At 59.4% G+C, this 14,341-nt stretch carries 13 protein-coding genes; 6 read left to right on the top strand and 7 right to left on the bottom strand.

The window, feature by feature from the left end; translation table 11 throughout:
• Nucleotides 1-67 precede the first annotated feature (67 nt).
• From ligB to ACR52_RS07265, 4 genes are all read right to left on the bottom strand, one after another.
• Nucleotides 68-1,732 (bottom strand): NAD-dependent DNA ligase LigB, encoded by a 1,665-nt coding sequence (ligB, locus tag ACR52_RS07280; protein WP_048722420.1) that lies wholly within the window; start codon nt 1,730-1,732, stop codon nt 68-70.
• 95 nt (nt 1,733-1,827) lie between these two features.
• Nucleotides 1,828-2,178: a DUF1090 family protein gene (locus ACR52_RS07275; protein WP_048722417.1), complete on the bottom strand. Its 351-nt coding sequence runs from the start codon at nt 2,176-2,178 to the stop codon at nt 1,828-1,830.
• 217 nt (nt 2,179-2,395) lie between these two features.
• Nucleotides 2,396-3,586, bottom strand: coding sequence for a methionine adenosyltransferase (gene metK / locus ACR52_RS07270; RefSeq protein WP_048722413.1), 1,191 nt, complete (start codon nt 3,584-3,586; stop codon nt 2,396-2,398).
• Nucleotides 3,587-3,605: 19 nt separating this feature from the next.
• Nucleotides 3,606-4,601, bottom strand: a complete 996-nt coding sequence (locus tag ACR52_RS07265; RefSeq protein WP_048722411.1) for an ArsR/SmtB family transcription factor — start codon at nt 4,599-4,601, stop codon at nt 3,606-3,608.
• A 260-nt stretch (nt 4,602-4,861) separates the two neighbouring features.
• On the opposite strand from ACR52_RS07265, the gene tkt reads away from it, so the two are divergent.
• The 6 genes from tkt to fba all read left to right on the top strand — a co-directional run bounded on the left by tkt (nt 4,862) and on the right by fba (nt 11,178).
• Nucleotides 4,862-6,859 carry a transketolase gene (tkt, locus tag ACR52_RS07260; protein WP_048722408.1) on the top strand — a complete coding sequence of 666 codons (1,998 nt, stop codon included), beginning with the start codon at nt 4,862-4,864 and terminating at the stop codon, nt 6,857-6,859.
• A 234-nt stretch (nt 6,860-7,093) separates the two neighbouring features.
• A complete protein-coding gene (epd, locus tag ACR52_RS07255) occupies nt 7,094-8,149 on the top strand; it encodes an erythrose-4-phosphate dehydrogenase (protein WP_048722405.1) in 1,056 nt (351 codons plus the stop codon).
• A gap of 26 nt (nt 8,150-8,175) precedes the next feature.
• Complete coding sequence (locus tag ACR52_RS07250) at nt 8,176-9,339, top strand: phosphoglycerate kinase (protein WP_048722402.1); 1,164 nt, start codon at nt 8,176-8,178, stop codon at nt 9,337-9,339.
• A 29-nt stretch (nt 9,340-9,368) separates the two neighbouring features.
• Nucleotides 9,369-9,596, top strand: coding sequence for a lipoprotein (locus ACR52_RS07245; protein ID WP_048722397.1), 228 nt, complete (start codon nt 9,369-9,371; stop codon nt 9,594-9,596).
• 60 nt (nt 9,597-9,656) lie between these two features.
• Nucleotides 9,657-9,989 (top strand): MliC family protein, encoded by a 333-nt coding sequence (locus ACR52_RS07240; RefSeq protein ID WP_048722394.1) that lies wholly within the window; start codon nt 9,657-9,659, stop codon nt 9,987-9,989.
• Nucleotides 9,990-10,113: 124 nt separating this feature from the next.
• Nucleotides 10,114-11,178, top strand: a complete 1,065-nt coding sequence (fba, locus tag ACR52_RS07235) for a class II fructose-bisphosphate aldolase (protein ID WP_048722391.1) — start codon at nt 10,114-10,116, stop codon at nt 11,176-11,178.
• Between the two features lie 124 nt (nt 11,179-11,302).
• Here the strand turns inward: fba and ACR52_RS30220 are convergent, their stop codons facing one another.
• From ACR52_RS30220 to ACR52_RS07225, 3 genes are all read right to left on the bottom strand, one after another.
• Entirely contained in the window at nt 11,303-12,145 is an 843-nt protein-coding gene (locus ACR52_RS30220) for a hypothetical protein (protein ID WP_152687596.1), read from the bottom strand.
• Nucleotides 12,146-12,694: 549 nt separating this feature from the next.
• Complete coding sequence (locus ACR52_RS07230; protein WP_048722388.1) at nt 12,695-12,988, bottom strand: hypothetical protein; 294 nt, start codon at nt 12,986-12,988, stop codon at nt 12,695-12,697.
• Nucleotides 12,989-13,492: 504 nt separating this feature from the next.
• Complete coding sequence (locus ACR52_RS07225) at nt 13,493-14,158, bottom strand: polysaccharide lyase family 7 protein (RefSeq protein ID WP_048722385.1); 666 nt, start codon at nt 14,156-14,158, stop codon at nt 13,493-13,495.
• Nucleotides 14,159-14,341: the final 183 nt, after the last annotated feature.

The following is a 14,341-nucleotide window of genomic DNA, read 5'->3' as shown; positions in this document are numbered from 1 at the left end:
GGGCTCCAAAGTCGCAATCTGAAGGCAGGGTGAATTCTGCCGTCGTTTAAAAGTGGCCGGGTCGGGTTCAAAACCCGTCTATCCCGGCCACGCGTAGTGTCTCAGCCAACGCCTGTACCTGCGGGTCGCGAAAAAAAGCGCTTAGTTGCGCTGCGCGGCCCGGGCCGATGCCATCAGTGGCCAGCCAGGCTTGGGTGTCTTTGGCCACCAGCGTTTGCCAGTTTCCTTCCAGGTTGCTGCGTGCCGCAGGCGCTACGCCCAAGGCCTTGAGCCATTGTGCAAAGGGCCGTTGCCGAGCGCTGTGAATGCTGTCGAGCACCCGCGCACGGCTGCGATCACCGAAGCCATCAATGTTAGCAAGCTCTGCCGCATCCAGGGTTAACCAATCGAGAAAGCCTGCGATTAGACCGGCCTGGATCAATACGTTCCAGGTCTCGCGGCCCATATGCGGCAAGGCCAGGCCATCGTTGCCGCTCAGCCAGGTCAGGCGCGCCAGTAATTGCTCCTCACAGCCGGGGTCCAGCTGCCAGCAGCTCAAGGCGTGAAAATCCTTGGCCGAGGGCACTTGCACGGCCATCCTGGTTTCGTTGCGCAGGATCACCCCGTCCAATCGGGGAATCACTTGGCCGGCGAGGCTGATGGACACTTGGTCGCCGGGGCGGATGTCCAGCGCCTGCCAGCGGTTCAGCGAGCCTGCGCTGACCCGGCGGATCTGCCGATCATCCAGCCGCACCGGCTCCAGCTCCAGCATGGGCGTGATGCGCCCGGTGCGGCCGATGGTGAATTTAACGTTGCGCACCAGTGCCAGCGCCTTGGCGACGGGGTACTTCCAGGCGACCGCCCAGTAAGGCGCGCTGACCTTCCAGCGCTGCGCGGGTGCCCGTATGGATTGGTGCAGCACCACCCCATCGCTGGCGAACGGCAGTGGGTGGTTGTACCACCAGTTACGCCAGTATGCGGCGTCGCTGATGGTTTGGAGCGGCTGGCTGTAGCGCTGGCTGTCCGGGAAGCCCCAGCGCGCCAGGGTTGCCAGGCGACCGGTGAAATCTGCCGGGCCGTCGGGCCAGGCCCAGACAAACAGGCCAATTCCGCCGGCGTCGGCGTCGCTCAGCTGTAGGCGGTTCATCAAACCGGCCACCTTGCTGCGAGCATTGAGCCCGCCGCGTGCCGATTGCACGTGAGCGTCGAGGCGCCAATACAATTCGCCTTGCAGCACCAGGTCGATGGGCTCAGGCAATTGCTGGACGATGCCGGGGATTTTGCTGGCGGAGGCGGTCCAATCCTGGCCGAGCAGGCCATCGCCTCGGCTGATGACTTGGCTCAATCGTCCCTCGCGATACACCAGCGTCACGGCGACACCGTCGACCTTGGGCTGAATCCAGACGCCTTGCCGCGTGCTCAGCCATTCCTCGACGGCCGGTTCATCGAGCAGTTTCCCCAGGCCCGTGTGGGCGACCGGGTGAGGCACGGAGCCCCGTGAACTCGCCAACGGGTTGTCAGCTACCGCAGTGGAGGCTGGAAAGCATTGGCGCCAGCGCGCCATGCGTTCGCGGGCCTGGTCGTAAAGCTCGTCGCTGACGGGGGATTGGCCGAGCCGGTGGTAACTGTCATCCCAGAGGCTGACGTGTTCGGCCAGGGTGCTGGCCTGGGATCGGGCCTCATCAGGGCAGTCATCCGCCCACGCCAAAATGGATAAAGCACTGAGTAAAAGAGCAATCAGTAAGCGCATCATGAGCATCCTTGCTCGGAAGGGGCGCCCAGCCTAAGTGATCCACCCGGCCACAAAAAAGCCCCGACAGTGCGGGGCTTTTTACAGGGTGTTTCTGTTTACTTGAACAGACCGCCCAAAGCCTTCACGGCGTCGTTGTTTTCAGCCTTGGCCTGCTGCTTTTGCTGCTTGGCGTCGGTTTTGGCCTGGGATTCAGCAAGTTTGTTGCAACCTTTGTTGACCTGTTCCAGCGCCGCTTCAAAGGCCTTCACTTTCAAGGTGTCGTTCTTGGCGTTGGCGGCATCGATCTTGGTTTGCAGGTCTTTGGCTTGCTGCTGGCAGTCGCCGGAATTGCCGCCACCCAGTTGGGAGCTCAGTGCACCACTCAGTGCGCTCAGGTCGGCGGCATTGGCCGGCAGGGCGAAGAGGCAGAGCAAAAGGGCAGCGGGGGCGAGTGTGGAAATACGCATGAAAACCTCAATGTTCGATTGCCTGCGCGCTTATGGCTCCCGGGCTGGCGCAGTGCAATATCCAAGTAAGGTGAGGGCCCGAGAGGGCGCGGATTCTAGAGGGCCATTATTTGGCCTGCAAGGTTTGGATCCAATAAATGTGAAGCTCGCCGCGAATCACCCGGCAATAAAAAGCCCCGCCGGGCAAACCCGGCGGGGCTTTGGGTGCCGCAAGCGATTACAGACCGGCAGCGATACGCAGGTCGTTGGCGCGGTCGGTTTTTTCCCAGGTGAAGGTGGTGAAGGTGTCGTCGCCGACCGTCTTCTGTGCCGGGGTACGGCCGAAGTGGCCGTAGGCCGCGGTTTCCTGGTACATCGGGTGCAGCAGGTCGAGCATGGTGGTGATCGCGTAAGGGCGCAGGTCGAAGATCTCACGCACCAGCTTGACGATCTTGTCGTCGCTAATTTTGCCGGTGCCGAAGGTATTCAGCGAGATCGACGTAGGCTGCGCTACACCGATGGCGTAGGACACTTGAATCTCGCAGCGCTCGGCCAGGCCGGCTGCCACGATGTTCTTGGCCACGTAACGACCAGCATAGGCAGCCGAACGGTCAACCTTGGAGGGGTCTTTACCAGAGAACGCGCCACCGCCGTGACGGGCCATGCCGCCGTAGCTGTCGACGATGATCTTGCGACCGGTCAGGCCGCAGTCACCCACTGGGCCACCGATGATGAACTGGCCAGTCGGGTTGATGTGGAACTGGGTGTCCTTGCTCAGCAGTTCAGCAGGCAGCACGTGCTTGACGATCAGCTCCATCACGCCTTCGCGCAGGTCGGCGTAGGAAACGTCCGGGTTGTGCTGGGTCGACAGTACGACAGCGTCGATGCCGACGACTTTGCCGCCTTCATAACGGCAGGTCACCTGGGACTTGGCGTCCGGGCGCAGCCAAGGCAGCAGGCCGCTTTTGCGGGCTTCGGCCTGGCGCTTTACCAGTTGGTGCGAAAAGGTGATCGGCGCCGGCATCAGCACGTCGGTTTCGTTGCTGGCGTAGCCGAACATCAGGCCCTGGTCGCCGGCGCCCTGATCTTCAGGCTTGGCGCGGTCGACACCCTGGTTGATGTCGGGGGACTGCTTGCCGATGATGTTCATCACGCCGCAGGTCGCGCCGTCGAAGCCGACGTCGGAGCTGTTGTAGCCGATGTCGGTGATCACATCACGAACGATCTGCTCCAGGTCGACCCAGGCCGTGGTGGTGACTTCGCCGGCGATGATCGCCACGCCCGTTTTCACCAGAGTCTCGCACGCCACACGGGCGAACTTGTCTTCAGCAATGATGGCGTCCAGCACCGCATCAGAAATCTGGTCGGCGATTTTGTCCGGATGCCCTTCAGACACGGACTCGGAGGTGAAAAGGGAGTATTCGCTCATCTCGATGTTTTCCTGATATTTACCGATGGTGAGTGTCGCCAGCCGGTCGCTGAAAATGGCGGACCTGGATCTGGAAACCATTACGTAAACCTACATAGAGGCTTTCCCCGGGAACGAGTCCCGCAGCGGTGGCCCAACGGGCCAGATCGTCCTGTTCAAAACCCAACCAGAGATCACCGCAGGCCTCCCTGGCCCAATTCTGGTTGTGGCTGCATAAATCTGTGACCAGCAGGCTACCGCCGGGTTGCAGCAATTTCGCCATCTGCTTGAGGGCGTCGGCGGGGGCGGCAAAATGGTGCAAGACCATGTTCAGCACCACACAGTCGGCCTTGATCGTCGTGCTGCTCAAGGCGTCGGCCAGTTGCAGGGTGACATTGCCCAACGCCTCGCGTTCGCACAGCTGGCGTGCCAGCTCCAGCATGGCCGGGCTATTGTCCAGCGCCGTGACCTGCTTGAAGCGCCGCGCCAGTTCTGGCAGGAAACCGCCGTCGCCCGGGCCGACTTCCAGCGCAGTGGCCTCATCACTGAAGCTCAACTTGTCCAGCAGCGCCAGTACGCTTTCGCGGTATTGGGGCAGGCCGGCGATCAGGTCCTGCTGGGCGCGAAACTTCTCGGCAACCCGTGAGAAAAAGTCCTGGCTGGCCGCGGCACGTTGCCCGTGCACCTGACCGATACGCGACTGTACGTCGTGGGGCAGGTTCAGATTGTCGACTTCTTCGAGCAGCGCGGCGTGCAGCTTGCCGCCGAGCAACTCGGTGTGGGGCAGGGCGCGACGGTAAAAAATCGCATTGCCTTCACGCCGGGTGGCAACCAGGTCGGCCTGGGCCAGCACCTTCAAGTGATGGCTCATGCCGGACTGGCCGATGGCGAAGATCTGCGCCAGCTCCAATACACCGAAGGAATCGTTGGTCAGCGCACGCAATACGTTCAGGCGCAACGGATCACCAGCGGCCTTGCACAAGGTTGCCAGCTCATCGCCATCGTCGGGACGCAGGGAGGGCACAGGTAGATTCATAAGGCCAGCAGTCTAGTGACGGGGTGGAGTCCCTGCAACACCAATATCAAAAAGTTTTGATATTGGTCGATAAGTGGCGGTTATAAGCAGCCGCTATAACCTTTAGACGAACCGGTTAAAGGTTTCTGCAGGCGATTGCCGCGCAAACCTCAGGAAAAACACCCTCAAGTGACTATCTGTCATTGCCCGAAGACGGTCGCTGAGGGAAAATGCCGGTCCTTTTTTCCGTTTCTTTTATTCACTCTCGCAGGAGAACAGCGATGCCCAGCCGTCGTGAGCGTGCCAACGCCATTCGTGCCCTCAGCATGGATGCCGTGCAAAAAGCCAACAGCGGCCATCCCGGTGCCCCGATGGGCATGGCGGATATCGCCGAGGTACTTTGGCGTGACTACCTGAAACACAACCCGAGCAACCCGTCCTTCGCCGACCGTGACCGCTTCGTGCTGTCCAACGGCCACGGCTCGATGCTGATCTACTCGCTGCTGCACCTGACCGGCTACGACGTCACCATCGATGACCTCAAGAGCTTCCGCCAGCTGCACAGCCGCACCCCGGGCCACCCGGAATTCGGCTACACCCCAGGCGTCGAGACCACCACCGGTCCCCTGGGCCAAGGCCTGGCCAACGCCGTTGGTTTTGCGCTGGCTGAAAAAGTCCTGGGCGCACAGTTCAACCGCCCTGGCCACAACATCGTCGACCACCACACCTATGTGTTCCTGGGTGATGGCTGCATGATGGAAGGCATTTCCCACGAAGTCTCGTCCCTGGCCGGCACCCTGGGCCTGGGCAAGCTGATTGCCTTCTACGATGACAACGGCATCTCCATCGATGGCGAAGTCGAAGGCTGGTTCACCGACGACACCCCGAAGCGTTTCGAAGCCTACAACTGGCAGGTGATCCGCAACGTCGACGGCCACGATCCTGAAGAAATCAAGACCGCCATCGATACCGCCCGCAAGAGCGAGCAGCCGACCCTGATCTGCTGCAAGACCACCATCGGCTTCGGTTCGCCGAACAAGCAAGGCAAGGAAGACTGCCACGGCGCCCCTCTGGGTGACGCGGAAATCGCCCTGACCCGCGCCGCGCTGAAGTGGAACCACGGCCCGTTCGAAATCCCGGCCGACATCTACGCCGAGTGGGATGCCAAGGAAAAAGGCCTGGCTGCCGAAGCCGAGTGGGACCAGCGTTTTGCTGCCTACTCCGCCGAATTCCCTGAGCTTGCCAACGAACTGGTGCGTCGCCTGGCCGGTGACTTGCCTGCCGACTTCTCGGAAAAAGCCTCGGCCTACATCGCCGAAGTCGCGGCCAAGGGCGAGACCATCGCCAGCCGTAAAGCCAGCCAGAACACCCTGAACGCCTTTGGCCCGCTGCTGCCTGAGATCCTCGGGGGCTCGGCTGACCTGGCCGGTTCCAACCTGACCCTGTGGAAAGGTTGCAAAGGTGTCTCGGCCGAAGACGCCAGCGGCAACTACATGTACTACGGCGTGCGCGAGTTCGGCATGAGCGCCATCATGAACGGCGTGTCCCTGCACGGCGGCCTGGTGCCTTACGGCGCGACCTTCCTGATGTTCATGGAATACGCGCGTAACGCGGTACGTATGGCGGCGCTGATGAAGAAGCGGGTGATCCATGTGTACACCCACGACTCCATCGGCCTGGGCGAAGACGGCCCGACGCACCAGCCGGTCGAGCAACTGACCAGCCTGCGTACCACGCCGAACCTGGACTGCTGGCGCCCAGCCGACGCGGTCGAGTCCGCCGTGGCCTGGAAGCACGCCATCGAACGCAAGGACGGCCCTTCGGCGCTGATCTTCTCGCGTCAGAACCTGCAGCACCAGGTGCGTACCGACGCGCAAATCGCCGACATCAGCCGTGGCGGCTACGTGCTCAAGGACTGCATCGGCGAGCCGGAGCTGATCCTGATCTCCACCGGTTCCGAAGTCGGCCTGACCGTTCAGGCCTACGACAAGCTGACCGAGCAAGGCCGTAACGTGCGCGTGGTCTCCATGCCATGCACCAGCCTGTTCGAAGCCCAGGACGCCGACTACAAGCAATCGGTATTGCCGTTGCAGGTCAGTGCACGTATCGCCATCGAAGCGGCTCACGCTGACTACTGGTACAAGTACGTGGGCCTGGAAGGCCGCGTGATCGGCATGACTACCTACGGTGAGTCGGCGCCGGCGCCAGCATTGTTCGAAGAGTTCGGTTTTACCCTGGAAAACATCCTGGGTCAGGCTGAAGAGCTGCTGGAAGACTAAAGCGCGAACGCGGTGGCCACAGGGTCACCGCACCCTTTGTAGGGGCGAGCTTGTTGTGGCGAGGGAGCTTGCTCCCGCTGGAGCGCGTAGCGCTCCCAAACCGGTCATCGAGATGTATCTGATGTATCTCGATCGTTCGGTCTGGGGCTGCTTCGCAGCCCAGCGGGAGCAAGCTCCCTCGCCACACAAGCCAGCGCCTACAGTGGTTTGTGTCGCCCCCACTGCGAGAACCCCATGCCTCAACCGCGTCCCTACAAAGTTGCACTCAACGGCTACGGCCGCATTGGTCGTTGCGTCTTGCGTGCTCTGTTCGAGCGAGGGGCGGCAGCCGGGTTTGAGATTGTTGCGATCAACGATTTGGCCGACATGGCCAGCATCGAATACCTGACACGCTTTGACTCCACCCACGGCCGGTTCCCCGGCGAAGTGCGGGTCGAGGACGATTGTCTGCATATTAATGGCAACTGCGTGAAGGTCCTGCGCAGTGCCACTCCCGAGGGCATCGACTGGGCGGCGCTGGGCGTCGACCTGGTGTTGGAATGCTCCGGTGCCTATAACACCCGTGCCGATGGCCAGCGTTTTCTCGACGCCGGTGCGCCGCGTGTGCTGTTTTCCCAGCCGATGGCCAGCGAGGCGGATGTCGACGCCACCATCGTCTACGGCATCAATCAGGACTGCCTGACCGGCAATGAACTGCTGGTGTCCAACGCCTCCTGTACCACCAACTGCAGCGTGCCGTTGTTGCGCCTGCTGGATCAGGCGATCGGCCTGGACTACGTGTCGATCACCACGATTCACTCAGCGATGAACGACCAGCCAGTGATTGACGCCTATCACCATGAAGACCTGCGTCGCACACGTTCGGCCTTTCAGTCAGTGATTCCGGTGTCCACCGGCCTGGCACGCGGCATCGAACGACTGCTGCCGGAACTTGCCGGGCGAATTCAGGCCAAAGCCGTACGGGTGCCGACGGTGAACGTGTCCTGCCTGGACATCACCATGCAAACCGTCAGTGACACCGATGCGACTGAGGTCAACCGGATTCTGCGCGACGCCGCCACCAGCGGCCCGCTCAAAGGCTTGCTGGCCTACACCGAGTTGCCGCACGCCAGTTGTGATTTTAACCATGACCCGCATTCGGCGATTGTCGATGCCAGCCAGACCCGCGTTTCCGGCCCGAGGCTGGTGAACATCCTGGCCTGGTTCGACAACGAATGGGGGTTTGCCAACCGAATGCTGGATGTCGCGGAACACTATCTGCACATCGCCTCTGCTAAATCTGCCCTTTAAAATAGCCAATTCAGGAACTGCCACCCATGACCGTGTTGAAGATGACCGACCTCGATCTGCAAGGTAAGCGCGTACTGATTCGCGAAGACCTCAACGTCCCAGTCAAGGACGGTGTTGTCACCAGCGATGCGCGAATCCTGGCCTCGCTGCCGACCATCAAGCTGGCCCTGGAAAAAGGCGCGGCCGTGATGGTCTGCTCCCACCTCGGTCGCCCGACCGAAGGTGAGTTCTCCGCTGAAAACAGCCTCAAGCCTGTAGCCGAATACCTGAGCAAGGCCCTGGGCCGTGACGTGCCATTGGTGGCTGACTACCTGGGCGGCGTTGACGTGAAGGCCGGCGACATCGTGCTGTTCGAAAACGTGCGCTTCAACAAGGGCGAGAAAAAGAACAGCGACGAACTGGCCCAGCAATACGCGGCCCTGTGCGACGTGTTCGTGATGGACGCTTTCGGCACTGCTCACCGCGCCGAAGGTTCGACCCACGGCGTGGCCAAGTTCGCCAAGGTTGCTGCTGCTGGCCCATTGCTGGCTGCTGAGCTGGACGCACTGGGCAAGGCCCTGGGCGCCCCGGCGCAGCCAATGGCCGCCATCGTGGCCGGCTCGAAAGTGTCGACCAAACTGGACGTGCTCAACAGCCTCAGCACCATCTGCAACCAGTTGATCGTCGGCGGCGGCATTGCCAACACCTTCCTGGCCGCAGCTGGCCATCCGGTGGGCAAGTCGCTGTACGAACCCGACCTGCTCGACACCGCCCGCGCCATCGCTGCCAAGGTCAGCGTGCCGCTGCCGGTAGACGTGGTCGTGGCCAAGGAATTCGCCGAAAGCGCCGAAGCCACCGTCAAGCTCATCGCTGACGTGGCCGCCGACGACATGATCCTGGATATCGGCCCGCAAACTGCGGCCAACTTTGCTGAACTGCTGAAGTCGTCCCAGACCATTCTGTGGAACGGCCCGGTCGGCGTGTTCGAGTTCGATCAGTTCGGCAACGGCACCAAAGTGTTGGCCCGGGCGATTGCTGAAAGCTCGGCATTCTCCATCGCCGGCGGCGGTGACACCCTGGCGGCCATCGATAAATATGGCGTTGCTGACCAGATCTCCTACATTTCTACCGGTGGCGGCGCATTCCTGGAATTCGTCGAAGGCAAGGTGCTGCCTGCCGTTGAAGTCCTGGAAAGCCGAGCCAAGGGCTGAGGCTCGGGATCAGGAAAAGGAGCATTCCCATGATCAAGTCGTTCGCACTGGTGATTGCAGCGGGCCTGTTGGCCGGCTGCGGCAGCACGCCAAGCGCGGAGCCTGCGGCTGGAAAGCCGGGACCTGTGCAGAAAAAGAGCTGCTATCAGGCTGACTGGCAAGCCGAAACCATGCCGGTGATCAACAAGCGCATCGGCAACGAACGGCTGGAGAAATACGACTCCGCGCCCAACGGTCAGGAACAGGGTTGCCCTTGACGGGTCTGATCAACTAACCGACTGCAACGCAGGCTTTGAGCCTGCGTGCGAGGATTGGCAATGAAAGGCGTTTTCGCCCTGGCAGCACTGGCTTTACTGGCCGGTTGCAGCAACATGAACATGTTTAACAAGGCAGAGCCTGCCGACAAGTGGATCACCTGGACCTGCGACAGCAAGGCCGAGGTCAACTGGCGCTTTGCCAACCAGGCCCGTTCCGAGGTGGATGTACGCCTCGGCGGTTCGGACCAGGTTTACCGTCTCAAGCAGGACGTGGCGGCTTCGGGCGTGCTGTACAGCAACGACCAGTTGGCGTTTCACACAAAGGGTGAGGAAGGCCTGATTTACTGGGTTGCCACCGATGATTTGATCGGGCGGGGCTGCAAAGCTCAATAAGCCGGACAGCAATAACGATTCAGCAAGTCAGGTATTGAAACCCTGACGTGCAATAACTTGAATAGCAGCCGCCGCTACGGCAGGCTTGCACGATTAACGACCCTCGACCGGGAGAGACAACACAATGGCACTTATCAGCATGCGTCAAATGCTGGACCACGCAGCCGAGTTCGGCTACGGCGTCCCAGCCTTTAACGTCAACAACCTTGAGCAGATGCGCGCCATCATGGAAGCCGCTGACAAGACCGACTCTCCAGTGATCGTCCAGGCTTCGGCCGGTGCCCGCAAATACGCCGGTGCGCCGTTCCTGCGCCACCTGATCCTCGCTGCAATCGAAGAGTTCCCGCACATCCCGGTGTGCATGCACCAGGACCACGGCACCAGCCCTGACGTTTGCCAGCGCTCCATCCAACTGGGCTTCAGCTCGGTGATGATGGACGGCTCCCTCGGCGAAGACGGCAAGACCCCGACCGACTACGAATACAACGTACGCGTCACCCAGCAAACCGTGGCCTTGGCTCACGCTTGCGGCGTCTCGGTTGAAGGCGAACTGGGCTGCCTGGGTTCCCTGGAAACCGGCATGGCCGGCGAAGAAGACGGCATCGGCGCCGAAGGCGTGCTGGATCACAGCCAGATGCTGACCGACCCGGAAGAAGCTGCCGACTTCGTGAAGAAGACCCAAGTCGACGCCCTGGCCATCGCCATCGGCACCAGCCACGGCGCCTACAAATTCACCAAGCCACCTACTGGCGACGTGCTGGCCATCGACCGCATCAAGGAAATCCACAAACGTATCCCCAACACCCACTTGGTGATGCACGGTTCTTCCTCGGTACCGCAAGAGTGGCTGGCGATCATCAACCAGTATGGCGGCGACATCAAAGAAACCTACGGCGTACCGGTTGAAGAAATCGTCGAAGGCATCAAGTACGGCGTGCGCAAGGTCAACATCGACACCGACCTGCGTCTGGCATCCACCGGCGCAATGCGTCGCCTGATGGCTACCAACCCAAGCGAGTTCGACCCGCGTAAGTTCTTCGGCGCGACCGTGACGGCGATGCGTGATGTGTGTATCGCGCGTTATGAAGCGTTTGGCACTGCCGGTAATGCTTCGAAGATCAAGCCGGTCTCGTTGGAAGCGATGTACCAGCGTTATTTGAAAGGTGAGTTGAACGCTAAGGTGAACTGAGCCTGAAGCGTTAATAAAAAACCCGCAGAGATGCGGGTTTTTTTTAACCAGAGGTCGGGCGTTGTTGACATGTAATATTTAACTATCTTTGATGTGTACTTCTGTACTTGCATGGCTATCGTTTTTATGTGGAGGGCGTTAGTTCCAGGTTGCCCATAGTGAATTGGCTGGACATAGAATAAGCTGTTGCGATTGGCGGGGCTAATACAACTATGACAAGAATGTTGCGTGCTGAGAAGGTGACTTGTAAGGGCATCGTTGGGTTGGGGGCTAACGTTCTTTGGTCTAATATATTCCCCGCGCCGTCTTTGGCATATACAGTACATTCGGCTTGGCTGAGGTAGTAGAAGCTGACTTTGGAAACGTTGACAATAGTGTTGTCGTCTTTAGATTTGCACAAGCCTAAACTGAACAATGAAGTGCCATCACTTACTAATTTGGGGTAGTAGTTTAGGCAAACGACACTCCCTTCAAGCTTTCCTTTAAAGCTGCTTGAGGTTGTCGGCCAGAATTCCCTTGCATCTCTAATGCACCCCGTGTTTTTACTATTGTAGTAAAAAGAGATGTTGTTTTTTGTTATAAGTCTCCAATTTTGTTCGAAGACCTGGCCGGTAAGGCTCGTGAAATCCTCTCGTACGCCCAATGTAACAGTAAAGCTCCATGAGGCTATGCCTCCTGGCGATGTTACGACAGGGTTACTTAGCGATTCGGTAAATGTGACCACCGTATTGCCGGCCGGTAGGCTGGTCAGATTGGCTGACCATTTGGTATCTGAACCTATAAGTACACTTGCTGTAGAAGGCGTTTGTTTAATTCCGTCGGTCGTTACGGTGATATCCAATGTCACTCCGGGCAGACCGGCGCCAGTGAAGGAGACACTACCTCCCGAAACGGCTCCATTATTGGCTATGTTGTTTCCAGCACTGTCTTTAACGGTTGCTATCGTGGGCGGTAGAGGGCTGGGCATGGCACTGTTCCTTGTTCAGGTGTGGGTGATCCACTAGTGGGATAACTTTTTATTCCTTGCGCTGTGAACAGTAGCAGCCTTTTTTTTATCGTTGACCTGTGATAGTTGACAGTTTTTTATGCCAATGCGCTATTTGCGTGTTTGAGATTTGATATAAAGATTTGAGGTGAAGGGGCGGATTCATCTAAATAAAATTTAAGCTAGCGCCCGAGCCATGTAGACGCCCGGCCATACGTAGAAATGTCCGTTAAACGGACATTTCAGGATTTTCCTTCAAAAAAGTCCCATACAGGTGGCAATTGTGGCGTCATGGCAAATATTCCTCGTATCCAGAAGGACTACCGCCGCTCGCTGCGAAACGAATGGGTGGTAGCTATGATCGTTCCCACGCTCCGCGTGGGAATGCCGCCCCGGACGCCCCGCGTCCCAATGCCGGCGCCTATCTCAAGCTCTGGGCAAGGTGACGCGGAGCGTCACGGGATGCATTCCCACGCGGAGCGTGGGAACGATCAACGATCAAAATACCGTAGAGCTGTGGCTGGGGTTTGATCAGCTTGTGGGTGGAGTATCGAAACCCCGGTGTTCAATGACCCGGAACACGTCGCTCACGTCTTGCACCAGGATGCGCGCGATATTGGTCACGTTGTTCAGGTCGCGCTCGGCGAAGTCCGGCAGGCTGGAGCAGGCCATCAGGTTGAGGTGTTCGAGGGCGGCGTTGAGGCGTTCGCGCAGGCAGGCGTGGAGGTCCGGCAGTGGGGCATCGCTGTCGATCAGGAGTACGGGTGTGTCGGTCGCGGTTTCGGTGCAGGGGATGAAACGGCGGGGTGGTAGTTGTTGCTTCATGGCAAATATTCCTCGTATCTAGAAGGACTACCGCCGCTCGCTGCGAAACGAATGGGTGGTAGCTATGTGCGGGTTCGCAGACCGAGGATACGAGGAACCCGGCAGATCCGAAGATCTCCCACACACAGCCACCATAAAATTGACTCCGGGCGCGGGCGCCCGTCGTTGTTTTCATGATGCTTGGTCACACACGTATCGTTAGGGCTGCGAAACCCTATCGCTGTTCAATGCCAGCGACGCGGCGAACTATAAGCGGCGACCTGCTTCCCCGCAACGGTCGTGTAGGACCAACCTCTGTTGTCCAGCCAGTGGAGTTCAAATGTAGGAACCGGGCTTGCCCGCGATGGGGGGTGTCAGTCACTGGATGGATTGGCTGACACACCGCCATCGCGGGCAAGCCCGGCTCCCACAGGGATTGGCGGTGCGTTTAAAATGTCGGATCAATCAGCGAATAATCTTTGAAACCGACGGACAGTGCCTACTTGAAGTGAGGCTAATCCGCACTCAATCGTGATCAATATCCAGCTTGGCAAACGTCACCCGCGCGCCTTCCTTGCTGTTGCCACTGTTGTCCTGCACATATGCCCCCGCCTTGAAGTACAACGGCTTGGCGCCCCACGCCGCACCGATGCGTTCGTTCCACTGGGCATCGGCCGCTTCGACGGTTAGCAGCCCGGCTTTATTGAGGTTGATGACGTAGGTAAAACTCTTCTCCAGCGGTACGTTCGAGGCGACGATGATCACACGGCTTTCGTCTTCATCCGGGCGCATGCGCACCTTGGCGACGATGTTGCCGGTCTGGGTTTTTTCCTTGAATTGGTATTCCAGCTTGATCATCGGTTTTTGGCTGTCGTATGCGTGGATCTGGCCGATCACGACTTTACCGGTGGAGGGTACCTGGTTGACGGTCAGCGTGGCACGCAGGTAGTTGTCGGCGTCGGGGTACGTCCAGTTGCGCAGGCGGCCGTCGGCGTAGGTTTCGCGCAGTTCGCTGCGCGGGTAAACGGCGTTTTCGGTACGGGTGCCGGTGACGGGTGTCCAGAATTGCACGTCGCTGCCTTCGGCCTGGAAATATTGGTCGTTGAAACCGCTCATCAGTTTCGGGGTGTCGATCGTCGCGGGGGGCGAGCCGACCGGAATGCTCAGGTTCCAGGTGGAAAGGTCAATCATGACGTAGGCCTTTTTACAGAGTGGTGTAGGCTTCGGCCCTTGGGCCAGACAGCTTCTTTATAGGCGGTGGTAACCAACTTGTTAATTGTTTACTGGCGAATTATTGGCGCCAGAGGAATGTCAAAAAGCCATGTTTCCCATAAGCCGTGGGCTGTGGGGTTCGACCGTTAGTCGGCTTCCTGA

This window comes from Pseudomonas fildesensis, assembly GCF_001050345.1.
Lineage (GTDB): Bacteria > Pseudomonadota > Gammaproteobacteria > Pseudomonadales > Pseudomonadaceae > Aquipseudomonas > Aquipseudomonas fildesensis.
Note: the sequence above shows the minus strand (reverse complement) of the source record. Positions and strands in the feature narration are given on the sequence as shown.